The organism is Brevibacillus sp. 1238 (assembly GCF_029892995.1).
Taxonomy (GTDB): domain Bacteria; phylum Bacillota; class Bacilli; order Brevibacillales; family Brevibacillaceae; genus Brevibacillus; species Brevibacillus parabrevis.
The window spans coordinates 86,267-110,219 of record NZ_JARXWC010000018.1 but is presented as its reverse complement, the minus strand read 5'-3'; the positions used below and the strand labels follow the sequence as shown (position 1 = coordinate 110,219).

At 51.9% G+C, this 23,953-nt stretch carries 12 protein-coding genes; 3 read left to right on the top strand and 9 right to left on the bottom strand.

Annotated elements, in window-relative coordinates; translation table 11 throughout:
• The 9 genes from M2298_RS26125 to M2298_RS26085 form a co-directional block, all read right to left on the bottom strand.
• Positions 1–6,977 (bottom strand): hybrid non-ribosomal peptide synthetase/type I polyketide synthase (locus M2298_RS26125; protein WP_280649275.1); only part of this gene is annotated, 6,977 nt, incomplete at its 3' end.
• Positions 6,974–8,134 (bottom strand): acyl-CoA dehydrogenase family protein, encoded by a 1,161-nt coding sequence (locus tag M2298_RS26120; protein ID WP_280649274.1) that lies wholly within the window; start codon positions 8,132–8,134, stop codon positions 6,974–6,976. The genes M2298_RS26120 and M2298_RS26125, both read right to left, overlap by 4 nt.
• 48 nt (positions 8,135–8,182) lie before the next feature.
• Complete coding sequence (locus tag M2298_RS26115) at positions 8,183–8,875, bottom strand: SAM-dependent methyltransferase (RefSeq protein WP_229049952.1); 693 nt, start codon at positions 8,873–8,875, stop codon at positions 8,183–8,185.
• A gap of 9 nt (positions 8,876–8,884) precedes the next feature.
• Positions 8,885–9,136 carry an acyl carrier protein gene (locus M2298_RS26110; protein ID WP_122966456.1) on the bottom strand — a complete coding sequence of 84 codons (252 nt, stop codon included), beginning with the start codon at positions 9,134–9,136 and terminating at the stop codon, positions 8,885–8,887.
• A gap of 36 nt (positions 9,137–9,172) precedes the next feature.
• A complete protein-coding gene (locus tag M2298_RS26105; RefSeq protein ID WP_173598188.1) occupies positions 9,173–10,201 on the bottom strand; it encodes an HAD-IIIC family phosphatase in 1,029 nt (342 codons plus the stop codon).
• Positions 10,202–10,257: 56 nt separating this feature from the next.
• Positions 10,258–11,145 (bottom strand): 3-hydroxyacyl-CoA dehydrogenase family protein, encoded by an 888-nt coding sequence (locus M2298_RS26100; RefSeq protein WP_280649273.1) that lies wholly within the window; start codon positions 11,143–11,145, stop codon positions 10,258–10,260.
• Positions 11,146–11,261: 116 nt separating this feature from the next.
• Positions 11,262–14,348, bottom strand: coding sequence for a cyclic peptide export ABC transporter (locus tag M2298_RS26095; protein WP_280649272.1), 3,087 nt, complete (start codon positions 14,346–14,348; stop codon positions 11,262–11,264).
• 32 nt (positions 14,349–14,380) lie between these two features.
• Positions 14,381–18,904: a non-ribosomal peptide synthetase gene (locus tag M2298_RS26090; RefSeq protein WP_280649271.1), complete on the bottom strand. Its 4,524-nt coding sequence runs from the start codon at positions 18,902–18,904 to the stop codon at positions 14,381–14,383.
• Between the two features lie 399 nt (positions 18,905–19,303).
• Complete coding sequence (locus tag M2298_RS26085) at positions 19,304–20,497, bottom strand: macrolide family glycosyltransferase (protein WP_280649270.1); 1,194 nt, start codon at positions 20,495–20,497, stop codon at positions 19,304–19,306.
• A 154-nt stretch (positions 20,498–20,651) separates the two neighbouring features.
• Here M2298_RS26085 and M2298_RS26080 point away from each other — a divergent pair, with 154 nt between their 5' ends.
• The 3 genes from M2298_RS26080 (at position 20,652) to M2298_RS26070 (ending at position 23,933) form a co-directional block, all read left to right on the top strand.
• Entirely contained in the window at positions 20,652–21,392 is a 741-nt protein-coding gene (locus M2298_RS26080) for a GntR family transcriptional regulator (protein WP_122966451.1), read from the top strand.
• 135 nt (positions 21,393–21,527) lie between these two features.
• Positions 21,528–22,496 (top strand): SIS domain-containing protein, encoded by a 969-nt coding sequence (locus M2298_RS26075; RefSeq protein WP_173598181.1) that lies wholly within the window; start codon positions 21,528–21,530, stop codon positions 22,494–22,496.
• Positions 22,497–22,610: 114 nt separating this feature from the next.
• A complete protein-coding gene (locus M2298_RS26070; RefSeq protein ID WP_280649269.1) occupies positions 22,611–23,933 on the top strand; it encodes an ABC transporter substrate-binding protein in 1,323 nt (440 codons plus the stop codon).
• Positions 23,934–23,953 lie beyond the last annotated feature (20 nt).

Here is a 23,953-nt window from a genome sequence, read left to right as displayed (position 1 = left end):
GTCAACTGCTGCGCGCGGCAAAATTCGCGGAGCGCAGACGCTTGCTCGTCCGTCCACACAAACCGCCTCAGGTCGCCAGCAAAATGCTTGATCGGCGGACGGCGGTAATCGGTTGGCAAATCGAGCGTTTCGTAGCCGTCCCTGTACTGCTGCAGCCAGAAGTCCGCTTCCTTTTGCCAATCGGCTGCGTCCCGGCTTTGTTGCCAGACAGCGAAGTCTTTATACTGCCGCTTCGGCTCCGCCAGCGTCTGCCCGTCATAGTAAGCGAGGAAATCGCTGACCAGCCGTTCAATCGACAGTCCGTCGGAAATAATGTGGTGCATGTCGATCAGCATGACGTGGCGGTCGGGCGCAATGCTCACCAGGCGAATCCGCAGCAAAGGCGCTTCGTGCAGCGAGAACGGACGAATGAAGCCTTCCATCGCTTCTTCCACGCTCGCGCCCAGCATCTCCCGCCATTCAAGCGCAAAGGACGAAGCAACCGCAACAATCCTCTGCACCAACTCCTGCCCGTCCAGCTCAAAATAAGTCCGCAACGCCTCATGCCGTTGCAGCACCCCCTCACACGCAGCCTGCATCCGCTCCCGGTCGACCGTCCCGTGCAGCAAAAATACGCCCGGAATGTTGTACGCCGTGCTCGTTTCGTCAAACTGCTGCAACGCATACAGCCGTTTTTGCTGGGACGAAGCCGGATAGTACGGCGCTTCTGCCGCTTTCGGAATCACGACAGCCGCCTGCGGCGCTTTTTGCCGAATGAGCGGCACCAGCTCGCGGATCGTCGGATGCGCGAACACCTCGTGCATCGTCAGTTGCACCTGGAACGCATCCACAAGCTTGGAAATAAACGATACAACCTTGAGCGAGTCAAATCCCGCTTCAAACAAGTCCTCGTCTTCCCCTACATTCGGACCGCCGATGATCTCCCCTACTAACCGCGAGATCACGCTTCCCTCTTCGCTTGCAAACGTATGAACGACTGGAGCGGATTCGGCCACCTGTCCAGACAGTCGCTCCTGCGAATGCGCAGGCGAAAACGAGAGCGACGCCGCGGACTGTAGCGCTGCGCTTGCCAAGCGCTTGCCTTTCGCCCGTTTGCCAAACTGGCTGGTGTCAAAACGAAACGCATGGTTCCAGTAACGCTTTTTCGCAAACGGGTATCCCGGCAAAGAAATTCTTCTGCGCCGTTCGCCGTCGTAAAACCGTTTCCAGTCCAGGTCGACCCCATACAGCCACAATTGCGCCACCGTCTTCAAAAGCTGTTCGTCGTCCGCCACTTGCTTTCGCTCCACCCGGATCGTATCGAGCAGCTTTTGGTTGCGCTCAGGGCGCAAAAACCGCTGGGCGAGCATGCAAAGATTTCGTCCCGGCCCAATCTCGATAAATAACGTATGCTCCTGCTGCGCCAGCTTTTGCAGCCCTGCCACAAAGCGGACAGGCTCGCGCAAATGCCGCACCCAGTAGCCCGGATCGACCGCTTCCTCTCGCGTAATCGGATTGCCCGTCAAGCTGGACACAAACGGCAGCACAGGCGGCTGGAACGAAACGCGCTGTACGTATTCGCCAAATTCTGCCAGCATCGAATCCAGCATGTTAGAATGACCCGCGTGGGAAATAGCGAGCCGCATGCTGATGACCTTTTGCTCCTTCAACGCGGCTTCGAATCGGCTGATGTCCTCCTTGCTTCCAGCGACAATACACGATTCCTCGTTCACGGCTGCAATCGACAGCTCATGCGGCAAGATGGAAAGCAAAGCTTCCTCCGCCAAAGGAACCGTCAGCATGACGCCTTCCGGGAGCTTTTCCATGAGCCTGCCTCTGTGATAAGTCAAAATCAGGGCGTCTTCCAGCGAGAAAACTCCGGCTATGCACGCCGCGACGTACTCGCCGATGCTGTATCCGATCATGTTCGACGGGGCAGCGCCCCACTCCATCAGCATCCAGGCCAACGAATACTCGATGGCAAAATGAAGCGGCTGGGAAACGCTCTGCCTGTGTATCTCCCGCGCTCCCTGATCATCAGGCTGGTCGGGGTACAAATAGTCCTGATAGCGGACACCCGAGATGTTTTGCAAAATCGCGAAGCATTCATCCAGCTTCTCGCGGAAAAGCGGCTCGTGACGGTAAAGGTCCAAGGCCATATTCACATATTCCGCACCTTGCCCCGAAAACATGAACACAAGCGCAGGAGTTTGCTCGGAAGCGACAAAATCCCATGATTTCCGGGAGTTTTTCTCCGTCAAAACTTCAATCGCTTCCCGCACTTCTGTGCAAAGCAAGACAGAGCGGTGCGAAAAACGTTTGCGCCCTACCTTCAGCGTATAGGCGGCATCGGCCAGCTGGATGCTGTCGTCGCGCTTGAACCGCTCGCCAATCCGTCCCTTCATCTCTTTCAACGCTGCTTCGCTGTGAGCGGACAACGCGATCATTTGGTACCGCCTTTTCGCTGGCGTCTCGATCGCTGGCGGCGCTTCCTCCAAAATCACATGAGCGTTGCTGCCTCCTTGCCCGAATGAACTGACGCCTGCCCGCAGCGGAAACATGTCTTCGTTTTGCAAATCGAGCAGCTGCGTATTGAGGTAAAACGGGGAATTTTCGAAATCGATCTGTCCATTGACCTCTTCGCAATTGATCGTCGGCGGGATCATCCGGTTTTTGAGCGCGAGCGATGTTTTCATCAGTCCGGCAATCCCTGCCGCCGCTTCCAGATGCCCGATATTCGTCTTGACGGAGCCGAGCCCGCAGTAATTTTTCTTGTCCGTGTCGAAGGCCAGTTTGAGCCCTTCCACTTCAACAGGATCGCCCAATGCCGTTCCCGTTCCATGCGCTTCGACATAGTGAATCTGCGCCGCTTCGATCCCGGACCGTTCGATCGCTTTTTGAATCACGGCCGCTTGTCCTTCCGCACTTGGAGCCGAATAGCCCACTTTGCGGTTTCCGTCATTATTGACAGCCGTGGACTTCAAAACAGAGTAAATATGATCTCCATCTGCCAGCGCATCTTTGAGACGTTTTAAGACGACTAGCCCAACCCCGTTTCCGGTGACAGTCCCGGTCGCTTTCTTGTCAAAGGCGCGGCAATGTCCGTCTTTGGATAAAACCATCCCCTCCTGATGGACATATCCGGCTTCATCCAGCAAAGTAACCGCAGCCGCCCCTGCAACGGCGATGTCGCAGTCTCCAAAAAGCAAGTCCTTGTAAGCCCGATCAACTGCCACGAGCGAAGTCGAGCAGGCTGCCTGGACAGTGATCGCTGGCCCGCGCAAATTCATCCGGTAAGCAATCAGCGTCGCGAACGAATTGCTGTTGACGTGATAAATTTGGTATTGCTCAGAAGCGTAAAGCGATGGAGAGAACGTCTCCGGCACCCAATAAATATTGTAGGCAGAGCCGACGTACAAACCGATAGAGCCTGGATACGCTTCCGGCTCGTACCCCGCATCCTCCAGGGCATGCCACGCGCACTCATGCAGCAAGCGAATTTGCGGGTCCATCCACTCGGCTTCCGCTACGGTATAGCCAAAAAATTCGGCGTCAAAGCAATCGATATCGTCGAGCTTTCCTTTCGCCTTGACATAATGCGGATTGTTCCACAGTTCGCGATCGATGCCGAGCGCTTCCATTTCTTCATCGCTGTAAAACTTGATTGCCTCGTTGCCGCTGACGAGATTGCGCCAAAACTGCTCCTTGTCAGCCGCTCCCGGAAATCGGCCTGCCATTCCGATGATCGCAACATCGGTGTCTTGAATATCCACAGTGCGGGGCTTGGCCGCTTTGGGCTTTTCGGCTGAAGGCTTGGCCGTCCGGCTCTCCCCTGTTGCTTTTGCGTGGAAGTAGTTTGCCAATTCATGAATCGTCGGATAGGTGAAAATGGTCTGCACCGGAACGTCCGTGTTCATTTCCGCTTTCAACTCATTGCACAAGCGGATGACGTTGATCGAGTCGCCGCCGACATCAAAAAACCGATCGTGTATGCCCACCCGCTCGATTTCCAGCACGTTTTTCCACGTCTCAGCAATCTTCGCTTCCAGCTTGCTTTTCGGCTCGATCGTATGTTCCAACAAATGCAGCGGCTCTTTTTGCATTTGCACCAACGCTTTGCGATCCACTTTCAAATTGCGGGTGTACGGAATTTCCGGTATCCGGTAGCAAGCAGACGGAATGGCGTAATGAGGCAGCCTCGTTTTAAGAAACGCTTTGCAAGCTGTCCAGTTGAAACCGCTGTCGACCACCAAGTAGGCAGCCAGGGCTGACTCGTTCTTTTCTTTTATTTCGATGACGACGACATCTTTGACCGGGGAAAAATCCTTCAAGGCGCTTTCCACCTCGGCCATCTCTATGCGGTGCCCGCGGATTTTGACCTGATGGTCTTTTCTCCCGACAAACTGCAAGGAGCCATCCGGCAGCCAATAGGCGTAGTCGCCCGTACAATATAACCGCTCGCCCGGCTGAAACGGGTTGGCTATGAACTTTTCCGCAGTGAGCAGCGGCTGGTTCAAGTACCCCTTCCCCAGACCTTTCCCGAAGATGCACACTTCTCCCGGATAGCCAAGCGGGCGCAGCGTTCTCTCATTCGACAAAAGATAGATGCCTACATTGGCAATCGGCTTGCCGACAGAAATCGTTTCTTCAAGCCGCTGGATCGTAGACCATACTGTCGTTTCCGTCGGGCCGTACACATTGTAGATAGACTGCTTTGTAATCGCGCGCAACGATTTGTACAAATCTTCCGATAACGCTTCTCCGCCGATCAAAATCTTTTGCATCTGCTGCAGACTGCTCGCTCGCGCCGATTGCACAAGCAGCTTCATCCGCGATGGCGTCGCCTGGAGAATCGTCACCGACTCAGCTTCGATCAGCTTCATGATTTCATCCGGGTCCTTGAGCACCGCATCGCTCGCCAGTGTCATTTTCATTCCCCAGCAGAGCGGCGCCAATGACTCCAGGACAAAAATATCAAACGAGTAGGCAGCGAGCGCCAGAACGGTATGTTCGGGTTCAAAACCGATTTCCCGTTCCATTGCGTACAGAAAATTCACGACGTTTTCATGCGAGATCATGACTCCCTTGGGCACTCCGGTCGATCCAGAAGTATAGATCACGTATGCCAAATCATCGGAAGTCGCTTGAGGGACTGTTACCGCCACTTCCCGAGCGTATTGCTGCAAGTCGCGCAGACTGTACTCTGCTTCGCTTTCTGCCTGATCCATGCACACAACGGTTTGGAGTAGCGGACACTTGGTTTTAAGCCCAGCCAACACATCCGTGAATTTCTGGACGGACACCACCACATTGGCACAAGCGTCGGAAAGCATCGTCGCGCAGCGTTCCAGCGGCAGCGTCGGCTCCAACGGCAAATAAGCGCCACCGGATTTCAAAATACCGAGCAGCGCGATCACCAGCTCCGGCCGCCTATCCATGAACAAGCCCACGACCTGGTTCGGTTGAACGCCCGCGTCCTGTAATAAATTCGCCAACTGGTTCGCCTGCTCATTCATTTGCCGATACGTAAAAGAACGGCCTTCGTATGTCAGGGCGATGCGCTCAGGCGTTTTGTCCACTTGCTCTTCGAATAGCTGATGGATCGTTTTCCCCGTGGGCAGAGCCACTTTCGTATTGACCCATTCGCCCAGCAGCTTCTGTTTCTCTTCGGGAAACAGAAAGTCAACCGTGCGAATCGTTTCCAGTGGCTGCTCCACCAGATACGTCAAAATCATTTTGTAGCGCGCACAAAGCTCCTGCACGAACGCTTCGCTGTAGACGCGGCAGTCGTAGTCGACAACAAGCTCGATCGTCTCCCACAACGTAATAAAGATCGTGAGCGGATAATTGGTTTCTTCTCTATATGAAAAGGAATCGATGACGAAATTCCGATTTTTCGAATGCGGTTGAAGCGGATAATTTTCAATGACGAGCACCGTATCAAACAGCTCTTTTTCAAAAGGCAGTCCACTGTATTTTTTAATATCCCGCAACGGTGTGGAGCCATAATGCTTGCGGGCATTCATGGAAGCAAACACCCGCTCCAAAAATGCCTGGAGGGATTCGTCCGGGTCGATCGCCAATCGCAGCGGCAACGTATTGATGAACAAGCCCACCATCTTGTCTATGCCATCGAGAGACTCCTCCCTCCCCGAGACGGTCGTGCCAAAAACCACGTCTTTGCTGTCTGCATAAAAATAGTGGAGCAACGCCCATGCCCCGTACAGGTAGCAGCTGATCGCATGCTTTCCTTGGCGTTTGATTTCAGCATGAAGCGACTGCGGGATGTCCAGCCGGGCCTGTTTTTTCTCCGTGGTGTGCTTGCTTGCACGAGACTGATTGGCCGGGATAATCTCTTGCAACCAGAGCGGATTTACTTCTTGCAGATAAGTTTTCCAGAACGTTTCTTGCTCTGCCTTGTCTTTTTGCTGGACCGACTTGATAAAGTCTTTGAATTTTCGCTTCGCTGCAACGGTCGGCTGGCGCTGCTCCAGCAACTGCTGATACGTCTCCATGAACTCAGCCAAAAGAATGCCCGTGCTCCACCCGTCGAACAAAATATGGTGGTGACTCAGGATCAGCTGATAGTCCTCGTCTTTCAATTTGTACAAACTGACGCGAAACGCACCTTCCCGCAGATCAAACTTGTTTGCCCGATCTTCGTCCAGCAGGTTAGCCACAAACGTGTCGCGGTCCGCGGTCACCTGTGCCGATACATCCACATAGCGCAAAAAGTCCGGCAGCTCTTTGAGGATGATGAGAAGAGGCGCTTTGACCCCTTCCCATCGAAAAACGGCACGCAGCATCTCGTTGACGGAGACGACGTGCCGCCATGCCTGTTGAAATGCAGCGATATGGACAGCCGAGGAAACATGCAAGCTGATTTGCTCAAAATAGAGGGAGCTGTCCGGTTCTTTCAAGTAATGAAACAGCATCCCTTCTTGCATCGGACTGAGAGAAATGATGTCGCTGACTTGATTGGCATCTAATTTTTTCATACTTCCGTAATCCTTTTTGGCTGATAGTAGCGGTTCGCGCCGTGCATGGCGATGATTTGCTGCTGAATTTGCGAAGACCCTTCAATGATCTCCAAAATTTTCGCCTCCCGGAAAAGACGTTCGACTGGATACAGGTTGCAGCAGCCGTTCGCGCCGAGCACCTGAACGGCATCGGAGGCAACCTTGTTGGCTACTACCGAGGAAAAGTATTTCGCCATCGTCGTTTGCACAATCGCGTCCGGATGATTGTCGGCGCGCATGCGAGCGGCTTCCCGGCAGAGCGAGCGAGCAGCATGAACGTTCGTCACGGCGTCTCCGATGATGCCTTTGATCAGTTGAAAGTTGAAAATTTTCTGCCCGGACTGGTTTCTTTTGCGCGCATACGTAACCATCACTTCCAGGGCTTCCTGCGCCAGTCCGACGCCCATCCAGGCGACGTTAAACCGCCCCTGGTCGAGCGCGAAGTTGGCAATGCCCGTGAAGCCCATTCCTTCCTTGCCGATCAGCTTGTATGCGTCCACTTCCACATCGTGCAGCTCGATATCGGCAAGCTGGGAAGCTGCGCAGGAAAGCAGCCCTTCGATTTTGCGAATGTGGACACCCTCTTGCTCGCGGTCGACGAGGAAAGCGCTGATCGCGTTCGTCGTCGGATCGGAAGCAATGACGATAAAAAAGTCGGCGATCTCCCCAAACGAGATCCATTTTTTGCGCCCGGTAATCCGATACTTGTCGCCCGCTTTTTCGTAGGAGGTTTTCACATCTTTGGCGCCGCTTCCTACTCCCGGTTCGGTTAAAGCAAAAGCCCCGACCTTCTCGCCCCTTGCGATGGGCAGCACGTACTGTGCTTTTTGGTAGTCGCTGCCCCAACGGATGAGCGTTTCGCCTACCAGCCCGGTCGTAACCGTCAGCAGCATCGCGGCAGACAGAGCGCCTTTTCCGATCTCTTCAACCAGGTTCCCGTATTCGAGGGGGTGCAGTTGCAAGCCCCCGTACTGTGCTGGAAAGCTTGCAGCCAAGTAGCGCTTTTCCCCCATTTTTTTGATCAGCTCGCGTGAAAGCGCTTTTTGTTGTTCAAATTCGGCAGCAAACGGTCTGATTTCTTCTTCTGCAAACTGTTTTACTTCTTCCAGAATGCTGTGTGGGCTTGTTATTGTCATATTTATTCAATCCCCATCATTCAAAATGTGCTTCTGTCTACGATTTGCTTATTTGCATAAAATCGTCAAAAAATCGTAGACATAGCCCTGACTGACTTCTGCGCGAATCGGCTGCAAACCACTGGCTCTGAGCTGCTCCAAAGCGATTTTTTTGGTCAGCAGCTCCCGGTATCCCAGGTTGATTTCTGGGTGAACTTCGTAATAAGCACGCGTCAAAAAGCTATCCATCGGAACGATCAAAATCAAATATCCATCTTCCTTGCAAAACTGTTTGTGGATGGACAAGATTTCGGCCTTCTCTTTAAAATGTTCAATCAAACCAAAACTGCAAACAAGATCAAACGTTTCTGTCAGCTTCAGCGTGAACAAGTCTTCGAGCAAGTACGTAATGCGATCCGCATGGTTATGCGCGACTTGGTTATAGGCGTCGAAGGAGGTTTGGCAATTATCGACCAAAACCCCGCTTCCTTGGTACATCGTCAGCAAAAGCCGCGTCAAAAATCCGGTGCCTGCGCCAAGCTCCAGCACTCTCGGCTCGGGCTTGACCGGAACGTCTCGCAACAGCTTTCGAAGCACGTCGCCAAGCACCAAGCCGAGCAAGTGAGCATTTTCGCGCAAAAGTTCCCGGACGTTTTGAAAATATAGGTTTGCATCGACACCGGGTGTCTCTCCGCTGTTAAGCGTGGTAAAATACTCCGTCCAATTGAAATCAGCACTTGTATTTTTCGTCGTGTAAATCATCTGCTTCACTTATTTGTACACCGATTTGGACTGGATAAAGTTCACGATGTTGTTGATCGTATTGAAGTTGGAAATTTCCATTTCGTCGCTTTCAATCGTCAGCTGAAATTCGCTTTCGATAAACGTGACCAGCTTCATCGCGAACAAGGAATTGACGAAGCCCAGTTCAAAAATATTGTCGTCATCGCTAAATTCCACTTCATCGTCGAATACAACCAGATTGGCCAGAATAAAGTTGCGAATTTGTTCTTGAAGTTGCATGTGTAAACTCTCCTTTTTTGGGTTGGATAGTCATTCCTACGAAACGAGCACATCGATATAAGGCGGGAATTTTTGAATCTGGGTCAAATCGTTTTCCAAGATGACAAAGCCATCTTCTTCTTTGGAAACTTCCTTAAAGTTGGAAAAACGATAGGAAACGTACATCATTTTGTTTCTTTCCGTATTTTTAAAGTCGGCCAGCAATCGTTTGCCGGCTTGCTTGGCCTGCTGCATGATGTGTGCCAGCAATACGGTGCCAACGCCTCTGGAAATCACCCGGCAAGACATGATGAGCAATTTGATATGCCAGTGCGTCTCGTTCATTTCGACCAGGGCGATACCGATTTTTCCGTACGAGCCGTATTTATCGGTCAGCTCGCACACGAACAGCTTGTGGTCGGGCGAATGGCGGAAATAATTCAGCTCGTCGTAGCTGTATATCCGCCCCGTCGAGTTCAGCTGATTCGTGCGGACCGTAAGCTCCTCCGCGCGTTTCAGGCAATCTTCCTGCGCCTCGCTGATTATGAACTTCATGTCCAATGTTTTCAAAAACTCTTCGCTCGTGCCTGTGAAAGACTCTTCCTCCTGCTGACGCTCCATGTCTTGCAAATACATTAACCGCCGTTTTTTCGAGTCCTCCGTAATAAAAGCCGGAATCAGCGAAGGGTGTGTCAGCAGCTCGGTATAGCGCTCGGCGTGCAGGCAGTTGATCGAATCGTGCACGCTTTTCACTTCGTCCAGTTCAAAAGGCTGGTCATCGACGAACAACAGCGTGTCCATCCCGATGTTGATCGCCTGCTGGATCGCCCCGATGGATTTGGACTTCGGCTCCCAATGAATTTGCGGGTACAAAAAATAGTGGTCAATCTCAAACTCTTTCAGCTTGCGCATCGCGTCAGCGTAATTGTTTTTGCTTGCCACCGACTGCAAAATGCCGCGCTGATCGAGTTGTTCCATGATTTCCTTGATTTGCGGATAGAGGGCAACATCGTCTCCTTCCGACAAAACGCCCTTCCAGACCGTGTTGTCCAAATCCCAGACGACACATTTAATCCCGTTTTTCAGCTCCATTTGCATGTTCCTTTACATGAAATTTTGATCGGCTTCGTCCGGCACACGGCTTATCTGGCACTGTGCGCCAATGGAGACGCCGCCGTATAATCGAAAAACCCTTTCCCGCTTTTCTTGCCAAGCAGTCCGGCGTCGACCATTTTGACCAGCAGCGGGCACGGGCGATACTTAGGATCGTTGAAGCTCTCGTACAACACTTCAATCGAGTGCAAAATCGTATCGAGCCCGATCAAGTCCGCGGTTGCCAACGGACCCATTTTATGGCTGAACCCTAAGCGGAATATTTTGTCGAGGTCCTGCGGCGTCGCTACTTGGTCGTGAATCGCCCAAATACATTCATTAATCATCAGCATCAGCACGCGGTTTGTGACAAAGCCGGGCGAGTCGTTGACCAGCACAGGCTTTTTGTCGACTGACTTCAGGAAGCTTTTGATTTTCTCGATCGTTTGCTCGGACGTGTAGTAGCCACGGATGATCTCCACCATCTGCTTGAGCGGCACCGGATTCATGAAGTGCATCCCGATGACATTTTCCGGCTTGGGCAGCAGCGAGCCGACCTTCGTGATGGAGATGCAGCTTGTATTGACGCCATAAATCGTGTCTTCTGGGCAGTATTGTTTCAGCTCAAGGTAGACCTGCTTCTTGGCCTCCCAATTTTCGGTGATGTTTTCAATTACGAACGGCACGGCAGAAAAATTATCGTAAGTCGTGGTGAACAATACGTTGGCGAGCACTTGCTCTATGTCTTTTACCGGAATCTCTTTTTTCATCAGCTTGACCAGCTTGAAGTCTTCGCGCATCTTCTGCTTCGCTTTTTCCAAAATGTCGGGATGCAAATCTTTCAAAATGACGCGATATCCGTGACTAGCCAGGTCCAAAGCCAAATCCGAGCCCATTATCCCGGCTCCGACAATCCCAATCGATTCGAATGTTTTCATTTTCAGCAATCATCCTTTTCTCATAGTAGACAGCGTAACGAACTCATCCTATCCTGTGGCTTCTCTCATTTTGCGCTCTGCCGCCTCCCCTCCTCTCCCGCATTACCCAGAGATTCTCATGCATGTTGTTTCACATGTTCATGAGCGATCTGCCCGACTTCCATTTTCAAAAGCTGATCGGCTACATGGAAATACCTGTCGTCATGCGTAATCGCAATGACGCACTTGCCTTTTTGCTTCATCTCAGGCAGAAGTGTGTTGTAAAAATATTCTCTAAACTCAGGGTCCTGATCGGCAGCCCATTCGTCAAAGAAATAGATCGGTCGATCCTCCATGCAACTGACTAACAAGGCCAACCGTTTTCTTTGGCCCGTAGACAGATTGACCGTGCTGAAGCCGCCATTCTGGATGTGCAGCTTATGGTCGATGCCGAGTTTCAGCAAATATTCTTGTATTTCTTGTTCTTTTTGATTGACGTTGATGCCGTACAACTTCTCGAACAAGTGAAAATCGCTGAAAATGGCGGCAAAATGTTGCCCCAGCTCTTCCTGGCGCTGACCGTTCACCAACAGTTCACCCCGGTCGGGCTTGTACAATCCCACCAGCAGCTTGCCTAATGTCGATTTCCCGCTCCCGTTCCCGCCCGTAATGAAAGTGACCTGACCGGAATGGAAGCTCAGGTTGACCGGACCGACAGTAAACTGCTCGCCCTCGGCGTTTTTATAATGATATTCAACAGCTCTGGCCTCCAAATGAATGTCTTCGCCAGATGGAAGTGCCTCTGTCTTTTGCCCCTCCTGTTTGTCCTCACCGACTTCCAGCTGTCTCGATAGTTCATTCAACCGATTCCAGCTAATCCGCACGCGAATAAAATTCGGAATCGCATCCAAAACGCCGTGCACAGGGCCTGTCATATACAGAAACACAAAAATGTAGGCTCGCAAGGAACTGCTGGCAATATCCGTAAAGACGACAGGGAAAATGAACGCAACGACCCCGATCACGAAGGTGAACAGCAGCTCGCCCATCACAAACACGTTGGCGAAACTTAAATCCCCCTGAATCCGCTTGATCCGGTACGTATCGCAGCTTTGTTGCAACTCATGCTGGAATTGCCCTTTCTTTCCTTTGTGGATGCTCAGTTCCTTGAAACCGCCAATCATGTGATTGATGAACTTGAAAAAGGCATTTTGTATGTCCCTCGTCTCTTCCCACACGCGATTGGCATACCGACCTGCGAGAAAATAAAGCCCGGCGGCGACCAAAATCACGACAATGGAAATGAGCAGGCCATACAGATTGACCATGCCTAAGTAAATGAAGCAACACAGCAAAGTAACCAGACTGGTGACCCCGAAAATCAAGATGTTGGACACGCCGCTGATCGTTTCCGTATCGTTGTTCAACACGGAGTAGATGCGCTCTTTTTCGATGGCTTCAATGTTTTGGTACGGAGAGTTGAGAATTTTGTCGATCAACTCTGTTCTTTTTTGGAACACCATCTCGTTTGTGATCGTAATCAGTTTGGCCCTGACCAACCTTTGTCCGCACACGTAGATGAGGATGCCCATGATAAAAAAGGAAAACAAGCCGCCCTGAAAACGGTCAGTATGGTTGAGCGCCTCGTTGATGATAAAAATAATCAGCGCATTGCCCAATCCACTGACGGTACTGAGGACGATGATCGGAAAAAAGGTCCGGTCATTCGCTTTTGGAAACACAACCGTCATCCAGTAATAGACGGAAAACAGCACAATCCCCACAAACAAACTAAGGATGGCGACCACAAAGCTTGCAGGCGCCCAGACGTCGACGAAGCTCCAGGACAGCCCGTCAAACAAGACGGAAGGAATTTGCCAAAAACAGTATCCGCACAGCCCTAAACAGACGAGCAGCACGGCAAAGCGATACGCGTTTTTCACAAACCCTGCGGATGGACGCCGCTGTTTTCGGGCGATTTCGCCGAGCGCCTTGGCGGCAAACCAGGCGGTAACCGCAATCAACGGGATCGCGATGCACAAAATGACAACCGCCACCTTGTCGACACTGCTGTAAAGGTCGGAAACGTTTTCCGGCGGTTGCTTGCCTTGCAAAATTTCCATGATTCCCTGACCCATCGCCTGTGTGTGAGCCGAGTTGATATTGGTTAATACCGCTACTCCCAGCTGCTCGCCCGGGCGAATGACGACCGAGGAAGAGTAATTCGGGTTGCTTCCGCCGTGGGACAGCTCGCCGCTGCCTTTTTGGTAGACGAACCAGCCCGCAGCATACGAGGAGCCGTCGCCGCCCGGAAAAACAGAGCGATCCGGCTGATGGGACCGTCTAATCAGCTCGCTGCTCACCTGTTCGTTTGCTCCCGAACCGAGCTGCTTTTTCAGCCAAATCGCCATATCCTCGCTATTGGAAATGATGTATCCGGCTGGCGTATTGCCCCGATACACAGGAGCCTCGTATTCTCGCGCTCCCAAAAAGCCGATTTTATAGCCTTTGGCCATTTCATGCTGCTCGGCTTCCTGACGGAACAGGTAGGAATGCTGCATGCCGAGCGGCGTCAGCACGTTGTCTTTTGCCACTTGTTCAAAAGACTTCCCCGTCACTTTTTCTACGACCAATCCGAGGACATCGTAGTTGATCGACGCATACAGGAAGTGTTCTCCCGGAGAAAAATCGAGCGTCTGTCCTGCGGCTGCCCTGACTGTCCGCTCCAGCGCGTCTGCCTCTTCGCCTGCCGGAATCTCGCCAATCGAGCGGAACGGGATTCCGCTAGTATGGTGGAGCAATTGTTCCAGCGTAATAGGCGGCGTATTTCCTCTGGCATCCTTCATCTGAAACCACGGGAGATACTTTTGCACCGGGTCTTGTAAGCTGAGCAGTCCTTGTTCTTCCAGCGCCAGTATGATCAGGCCAGTAAACGCTTTGCTCGTAGAACCAAGCTCAAACAGCGTTTGTGTCGTCACCGGGCGTTGCGCGGCCACGTCCGCATAGCCAAACCCGCGGTTGTAGATCGTCTCTTCGCCTTTGACAATGACGACAGATACCCCCGGTATTTTGCCGTCCTGCATTTTTTCCTCGATCCAAGCTTCGATGGCTGCGATTTTTTGTTCGTCCAAACTGGTTGTTGCCGCTGTTTCTGCCTGTAATTTCCAGGGAAAAGTCATGGTGAGCAAAAGCAGGACAAGCCATGCCGCGATTCCTTTTCTCATACACTTAACCTCTCATCCCGAATTTTCCGCCGTCAAATGAACAAATTGTCCAACTCTTCTTGCGTAAGCTCTACCGTGTCAAAATCAGAAGGGGTAAACTCCTTCGCTCCGTGCTGGCTGCCATGCAGAATGATCTCGCCCAGATGGCGCTGGAAGTTGCCCAAAAAGCGCTGCATGCTGCTTTCCGTAAACTTGTTCCGGCTAAAGGCAAGCCGTATTTGCAACTGACCATCCAGAACAAAGCAGTTCACATCGATCAGGCAAGTGAGCGGGTTGTCCGGGCTGGTGTTTTGCTGAAAAGCGCCGCCGAGCAGTTTCACGTAGCCGCCGTCAAACGTTTGGGCAAACTCGCCCAAGTAATTAAACCTGACCGTCTGGGGGGCGTAGTCCGGGACAGTCTTTGCCAAATAGCGCAAAATGCCGTAACCAACTCCGTTGTTTGGTACGTTTCTTCGCGTCTCCTTGACATGCTTGATCTGCTCGGACAAAGCTCCGTCTGTGAGCGAGAGGCCAAACGGGTAGAGACTCGTGAACCATCCGACCGTCCTGCCGATATCCAGCTTTTCCGCAAGCTGTTCTCGCCCATGCCCCTCCGTCTCGATTACGATATCCGTCTGTCCTGTATGTTCGCGGATCGCGATGAATAAAGCCGTCAACAGCAGATCGACAGGCTCCGTATTGTAGGAAGCATTGGCTTCGGTCAAAAGTGCCAGCGTTTCCTGCTTGCCCAGCTCGGCAGAAAGGGTGCAGCTGACAGCCAAACGGTCTGCGCCGTAATCATGGTCAGTCGGAAACGGCACAAACTTTTGCAAGACCGCTTCCCAGTACTCTTTTTCTTTTTCTGCCCCCGCCTCTCTCTCGCTGCGCCAGTAGCCAGCCAAAGACTCTGCCCATTTTTGATAGGAATGCGTCTTCAAAGGAAGTTCCACCGCTTGTCCGAGACAAATTTGCTTGAGCAGCGCGTTCAAATCTTCCAGGATGATTCGCCAGGAGACGCCATCTACTAGCAGATGATGGGCAGACAGCAGCAAATGACGCGTGCTTCCGAGATGAATCAGGCAAGCTTTCAGCAAAAGGTCGCGGGACAAGTCTGTGCGCTCCGCCAGTTCATGCGCCACCTGCTCTAGCCTGTCATAGCGCTCGGAATGAGCAATGTCCGTAAACTCGCGCTGTTCGATTGGATACGGGGCCAGCAAGTGGTCATTGTTGTAGAACAAATCGCCGTGAGCAGCTCTGACGTTCATGCGCAAGCTGTCGTGGTGCTCCACAAGCTTGAACAACGCTCGTTCCAGCATTTCTACCGTAACGGCCGGGCTGATTTCCACGAAAACAGTCTGATGATAATGCTGCGGGCTGGGGAATGACCGGGCAAAAAACCAGGCAACGATCGGCGTAGGCAAAATGCTGCCCTCCGCCAGCCCTTGCTCGACAACAGTCAGCTGAACTTCTTCGACAAGCATGGCCATCTCCTCCATGATGGGGGTGGACAGCATCTCCTTGACCTTGATCTGGTAGCCTTTTCCACTCAGCCTGGAAGCGATCTGAATAGCTTTGATCGAGTCTCCGCCCATATGGTAAAAGTTGTGCTTGCGACCGATCTGCCGGACGCCAAGAACTTCTTCCACTGTCTGAATGAACTGCTTTTCTTTTTCGCTCGAATAAGCGTCATATTCGATGTGTTCCGTGCTTGGCAACTCGATCTCAGCCAAGGAGCGCGTGTCGACCTTGCCGTTGGCTGTGAGCGGGATTTCCTTTACCTCGATGAAATGATGAGGGACAAGGTAATCCGGCAGCTGCCGTGCCAAATGCTGTTTCAGCTCAAAACTGGCGATCTCGCCCGCCGCGACGTAATAGGCGCACAGCATCACGGTTTGCTGTTTGTCTTCCCTGTCGAGGACAACCGCCTTTTTTACAAGCGGGTGCTGGAGCAACTGGTTTTCGATTTCGCCCAATTCAACCCGGTAGCCTCTGATCTTGACTTGCTGGTCGCCCCTGCCCAAATACTCCAGCTTGCCATCCGGCAAAAACCTGCCAAGGTCTCCCGTCTTGTACATCCGCTCGCCAGGAACGAACGGGTCGTCGATAAATTTCTCTCTGGTCAGCTCCTCATTGCGAAAGTACCCTCTCGCCACTCCGTCGCCCGCAATATACATTTCCCCGACAGCGTAGGTCGGGACAGGAGCCAACTGTTTGTCCAGTACGTATATGCGGACATTGTCGGCCGGCTTCCCGATGGGCACAGCGGCTCTTGTGTCCGTCACGGGATCAAAAGCGTGAATCATGCACCCGACCACCGTCTCGGTTGGGCCGTACTCGTTGAGAATCTCGATGTTTCCTCCGAAGCTGTCATAGACGCTTTTGGCAAGGCTGACCTTCAGATTTTCACCGCCTACGATGAACCTTTTCACCGAGCTATTCCGATTGTCACGATCTGTTAACAAAGATAAATGCGATGGCGTAAGCTTGACGATTGTCGCTTTGTTCTCACGCAAAATGCGAAACAGCACATACTCGTCTTCTGTGTGGCTGTAGACCATGATCGTGCCGCCGCTAATCAGCGGAGTAAACACGGAGGTAATCGTCAGGTCGAACGCCAAAGACGAATAGAGCGGGAACACCTCGTCATCCTGCTTGACATACATTTTTTTCGCCCAGCAAATGTAATTGACCAGCCCGCGGTGTTCCACCATCGTGCCCTTCGGCCTGCCCGTAGAACCGGATGTATAAATCATGTAGACCATATCCGCAGGCGCGCTTTCAGCCTGCAAGTTAGTGGATGCATACGCTGTGCAGTCGACGTCCGGCAGGCGGATGATCTGTCCAGTGAAGCCCCACTCGTCCGCTGTGTCCACATTCGTCAGCAAAAGCTGGGTGCCGGAGTTTTGCAGCAAATAGCGAGTTCGCTCGGCTGGATTGTCAGGATCGATCGGCATGAAGGCGCCGCCCGCTTTTCCGATGGCAATCAGCCCGATCACGGTTTCCAAAGAGTGCGTGGTCAACAAGCCTACGATCGTTTCTCGTCCAACCCCTTGTTCTTTTAAATATCTGGCAAGCTGGTTGGCTTTCTCGTTCAATTGCTGGTAGGTCAAAAACTTTTCGCCATATTGGACGGCGAGCTTGTCCGGCGTTTTTGCTGCCTGCGCTTCAAAAAGCTGATAGATCGTTTGGTCGCGCGGATAAAAGGCATCTGTCCCGTTATACTCCACTACCAGTTTTTGCTGCTCTTCCTCGGAGAAAAGCGTAAGCTGCTTGATCGGCTCGTCGGGCCGGGCCACGATTTTCCGGGTCAAAGCGGTCAGACGAGCAAACAAATCCTCGATCTGCTCTTCCGCGTAGTCGCTCGTTTTGTAGTCAAAACTGATGCTGATGCGACCGGAGTCCGACCATTCCTTGATGACGAGCTGCATCGAATAAATTTGGTGCCCGCTGTAAAACTCGACATTCTCGACCGCGCAGCCGTCCCAATCCGTCTGGAGCGCTGTGTTGTAGTAATTGATACACACATCAAACAGCTGATGGTAGCCTCTTTTTTTCAGCTCCACGTCCTGGATCAGCAAGTCATACGGATAGCGCTGATGGAAAAAGCAATCCAAAAGCTCCCTGTTGACCCGAGCCACCATGTCCGCGACAGAACAGCGATCATCGATAGTAAAACGAAACGGCATCGTGCTGGTAAACATGCCAAACATGCTCTTTTGCTGCTTCCCGGATCGATTGAGCACCGGCGTGCCAATCACGAGATCCTCGCGCCCGGTAAACTTGTGTACATACAGCAAGTACAGCGCCACAAAAATGGTATTCAGCGACCAGTTGTTTACTTTTGCCCACTCTTTTACTTGGTTGGAAAGCTCGGCGCTCCATTCATGCGTGATGCGGTTTCCCGGCAATGTGTCTGAGCTTTTTTCCACATACGCGTCAGGAAGATCGCGGAATTTCTCGTTCCAAAACGTCCGGTTTTTCCAGAAGCGCTCCGACGAAAGATAGTCCCGCTCGTGGTCGATGTAAGCCAGGTAGCTCGGAGCAGGCTGATGGTCAGAGACTTCCTCTCCGCGCACAAGCTTGCCGTAATGTTCTCGAATATGCTCGGTCATAATGTTGATCGACCAGCCATCGGCGATCATGTGATGCAACTTGACCAGGTAGCCATGTTCCTCGTCCGAGATGCGAAACAAGGCAAAATAAAAAAGCCTCTCGTTTTCGATGACGAACGGCTTTCTCGCTTCCGCTTGCACCCAATCGGCAAAATCTTTTCGCGGCTCTTTGCCTGTTGAGAAATCGATATAGTCCAGTGGGAACGGGGCAAACGGACTCACGTATTGCTGCGGCTCTCCGCTGCGGTTCAAAACTCGCAGCCGCAAAGCTTCATGTTTTTCCATAAGCAGATGAATCGCTTTTTCAAGCGCGGGCATCTGTACAGTGCCTTTTATCATTACGGTTCCGCCAATGTTGTGCAAAGGAGTGTCAGGATAAATCTGCTCGATTGACCAGATTCTTTTTTGCGGATGAGTCAGTGGATAGTACGTGATTTGCTCCATGTCTGGCGATTCCTCCATCATCTTTGAAACTTCTTTCGCTTTTGAATGGCAAACATACCAAAAACGGCAATGCTTCGCCCTTTCATGTATCAATCTGCCGATACACTCCACTGCGCTGCATTGCCGTATGACCCCTTCATTCCTCTAAAGTGCCTAAGCTTCAATAGATTCACTCAGGTTGCTGTGCTATTAGATTCAAACGGGGCTTTTTCGAACGAATACTTCCCTGACTTCTCATGATCGCATGTTTGCTAACGTCCGTAATTCCTTTAGAAAAATTTTAATCCATCCGCCAGTCAATTTCAATCTTTTTCCACTTTTTTATAGAAATGACAAACTTGTGACGAGAAAATGTCGTGGCAATCTCTCAGGCGTCCATTGCGATACAAGCTCTGGTCGTCTGTGAGTTCCTTCCAACCGCTACCGACCTCTCCACTGCAAAATCTCATCCACCGCTTGCCGATAACCGCCTGCTCGTTGAAACGATTCGCTGACCGTTGCAGCAGCTTTGCGGAAGGACGGCTGCTGAAGCACCTGCTCGGCGGCTTCGCGCAGTTCGCTTGCGGTCAAGTTTTGCATGTCCAAAGCAAGCCCTGCCCCCAGCTTGGCAACTTGTCCGGCAATGACGGGCTGATCCGCGCCTTGCGGGAGAACAACGAGCGGCACCCCGTAGTAAAGCCCCTCGCTCGCACTGTTCATCCCGCCATGCGTAATAAACAGTTTGGCATGCTGGAGCACATCGAGCTGGGGAACATAGCTTTTCACCAGAAAGTTTTCAGGGATGTCTCCCAGATCAGCAAGCTGCACTCTGTTCCCGATCGACATGACAACAGCATGCTCTGTATTGCCGAATGCCTGAAAGCAAAGCTGATAAAAGTCAATCGAATGATTCACGATGGTGCCCAATGAGATGTAAATCGGACGCTTCTCTTTGATTTGCGCTAGATCGAAGCGATCTTGCGAGTAGCGCGGAGCGATCGATGGGCCGACAAATTTGTATGTATGGTCGAACGCTTCTGCAAAAGGTTGAAACTCCCTTGATGTGTAAACAATGCTCAATGGTGCCGGATTGCAAAACACTTCGTAAGGCGAATGAATCTGTACCCCGTACTTTTCCTGCACGCTGGCTGTCAGGCGTTGAAATTCAGCTTCGCTCGCTTCCCTCAACTCTAGAGGCATTTCGCGCGAAAGCTGCTCCAGCGTCTCCTCGAAAGAAGCTTTCGTCTGGGCAAAAGAAGTACAAGAGCTAATCGCCGGAAGCTGGAGCATCTCGGCAAGCAATCGGCCGCAGCCAAACATGGAGTCGTGAATGATATAATCAAACTGCTCGCCTTTTATCTGCTCCAAAACGCTCGGGATGACGATATCCGCTGTAAGCAAAAGTCCGTTGACTCTCTGCAGCAAGTAATTTCTGCCCCCTGAGATGAACGCCTGGATGAATTTTTGTCCGTCAAAAGTTCGTACCGTAGCGCCCGCCTGCTCCAAGCGCTCCCGATAAGCTTCAATCGCAACGTACGCGACCTCTTCCCCGCGCGAAACAAGCTCTTGGACCACGCCGACTGTCGGGTTGACATGTCCTTCCGAGCCGCCGTTAACGAATAAGACACGAGCCATATGTACCAGTCCTCTCCACCAACAATTATGTTTATCATAGCGTCCCGTCAAGCGTAATGCCAGTGAAGCGCCTTTTTGCGAAAATGCTTGCATGACCGAAATATGATATATTATTATAAGACGATTTAAAATTTTTTGATCGGAGACAAAAGCGATGAAATTAAATAACGCGAGTCACAAGCCGCTCTACCTCCAACTCAAGGAAGTCATCAAAGAAGATATCAATCGTGGTGTATACAAGTCAGGTCAGCAGCTCCCGCCGGAAGGAGAACTGTGCGAAATGTACGGGGTGAGCCGGATTACGACCCGCCGAGCCATCACGGAGCTGGTCGAGGCTGGCATTTTGCAGCGCCAGCAAGGAAAAGGCACGTTCGTCACGGCTACCAAATTGAAGCGTGAGCTTATCGCAGTCAACGGCTTTTCCGAGTTTCTCACCCAGACCGGGCAGTTGCCGCAGCCGCAAATTATTTCAACCGCGCTGATCGAGGCGGACGAAGCGATCGCGTCCCCTTTGCAAATAGCCGTTGGGACGCCGATCCTGCAATTGAAGCGGCTGCACTACGTCAACGACGCCCCGCTTGTTTGGGAAACCGTCTACTATCCGCTGACGCGCTTCCCCCAACTGGAAAAGTATATTGCCGAGTCGATTTCGACCTATCAGGTGCTGAAAAAATACTACCAGGTCGAGCCTGCCTCCAACCTGAAAACGCTGAATGTGATCATGGCGACCCAGGAAGAAGCCGAACTGCTGCGCTGTTCCATCGGCACGCCGCTCTACCAGATCGACAAGGTAGCTTACGATAACACAGGCAGTCCCTTCCACTCTTCCAGCTCGCTGATCCCGACCGATCGCGTCACGTTTACCATCAATACCGGGCAAAACCGCAGCCAATGACACTGGACGAAGCATCCAGTGTTTTTGTTGTGGACGGCTTCTTAGTAAATTTTTCGAAAAATCAGTTGATTGTCTGTTTATAAGATGTTATATATTGTTATATAACCAATCCATTCATTTCAAGGAGGTCTTCTCATGTTACATCCTCACGTTCAGCAAGCTTTGGATGCAATCAGCTCCCGCCCGATCGAAAACGTCTTTCTCGTCGCTTGCGGCGGATCATCTGCCTTGATGTATCCAAGCAAATACTGGCTCGACCGCGAAGCAAAAACGATCTACTCGGACTTGTACAGCTCCAATGAATTTATTCACCGCAACCCCGCCACGCTCGGCGCGAAGTCGCTCGTCATCTTGTGCTCCCACTCCGGCAATACGCCTGAGACGGCCGAAGCAGCCAAATTTGCCCGCAGCAAAGGCGCCCTCACCGTTTCCTTGACCCACGAACCGTCCTCCCCATTGGCCGAAGCATCGGAGCACGTCATCACGTACAGCTATGGCCCGGACGCGCCCGCTTTTGAAACCAACTACTCGATCATGTATCAACTCGTGACAGGACTGCTCTACGTCAAAGAAGAAAACGCCAAATTCCACCGCTTCATCCAGTCCCTGCAAAGCTTGCAAACCGTGTATGATCGGGCGAAAAGTCAGTTTATGGACCGGGCAAAAGCGTTCGGGGAAGCCAACAAGGACGAAAACATCATCTACACCATCGCCAGCGGAGCCAATTTCGGCGTAGCCTACTCCTTCGCGATCTGCATCCTGATGGAAATGCAGTGGATTCACTCGCATGCGATCCACGCCGGAGAATATTTCCATGGTCCGTTCGAAATTCTCGACAAAAACGTGCCCGTCATTCAACTGCTTGGGCTGGACGAGACTCGCCCGCTGGAAGAGCGCGTGCAGACGTTCAATCAGCAGTACGGCGAAAAGCTGATCACATTGGATGCCAAAGAGTTCGACCTGTCCGAAATCGCCGACGATCTGCGCGGCTATATCGCTCCGCTCGTATTGAATTACGTTTTGCGCCAGTTTGCCAATGAACTCGCAGATGCCCGCAACCACCCGCTTTCGACCAGACGTTACATGTGGAAAGTCGCTTACTAAGACGCGGAGAACATTTGTTGTTTGACAATTCTTAATTTTATATCATAATATAATGTCATAATATGATATAAAATTTTCCTGCACGATTCCTACAAGATAAAAGGGGGCAATGTCTTGAAAAGGATACTTCGGTTCGCCACTGGTCTTTTGCTCATTTTCTCGCTCGCAACTGGCTGCTCGACTGCTGATACGCCCAAGCAAGCTTCTGCAGACCCTGGCGGAAATCAAGTCTCCCCCGCTGCGGATCAGCAGGTCACCTTGCGTTTTTTCCACCGCTGGCCCAGAGACCCTGACAAAACCTACTTCGAACAAGTCGTCAAAGCGTTTGAACAGGAAAATCCGAACATCAAGATTGAAACAGAGGCGGTGCTAAACGACGCCTACAAGGAAAAAATCAGCGTCCTGCTCGGCACGGACAATCCCCCTGACATTTACTTTTCGTGGAGCGGCGAATACGCCTACAAGTTTGTGCGAGGCGGCAAAGCGCTCGATTTGACCAGCTACGCCCAGGAAGACAAAGCCTGGCATGATCAGCTGATGGAATCCCAGCTCGTGCCGTTTACGCTGGACAACAAGCTGTACGGCGTGCCACTCACGATCGACGGCAAAACGTTTTTCTACAACAAAGACATTTTCGCCAAGCTGAATCTCGCCGTCCCAACCACCTGGTCAGAGTTCCTCTCCACCCTGCAAACGCTAAAGGACAACGGCTATACTCCGATCACCTTCGGCAACAAGGCGCCATGGGCATCTTCCCACTACATCGGCACGCTGAACCAGCGCATGGTCGATGAAAGCACGCGGGAAAAAGACTACAACCGCGCCACCGGAACGTTTGAAGACCCAGGCTATGTAGAAGCGCTGAAAAAAATGCAGGAGCTAATCCCCTATTTCAACAAAGATGTCAATGGCCTGGATCATGAGTTTGCCAGACAACTGTTCATCGACCAGAAAGCGGCGATTTTTTACGCCGAGACCGCAGAAGTGCGGCTGGTAGAACCGAAGACGAAGTTTCCATGGGGATTCCTCGACTTCCCGGCGATCGAAGGCGGCAAAGGCAATCCGAAATTTTTGACAGGCGCTCCCGAGGGCTTCATGATTTCGGCCACCACGAAGCATCCAAAAGAAGCCGTGAAGTTCCTGCAATTTTTGACCTCGAAAGCGCAAGCCGAAAAATTCGTCAAGGATGTCGGCAAGTATAGCGCCGTCAAAGGGGCTGTCAACGCAAATACCGCCACTCCGCTCGGCATCGAGGCTGTAGAGCGCGTGAACGCAGCAGAAGGCTTGGCTTTGTGGCTCGATACCGATCTCGATATCAAAATTGTCGACGCCTATCTCGCAGGCACGCAGCAAATGCTCAACGGGGAAAAATCGCCGGAGGAAATCATGCAAGATGTTCGCAAGGCAGCGCAGCAGGTGCGGGAACAGTCCAAGTAACAAGGTAAGCGCCCAAAAAG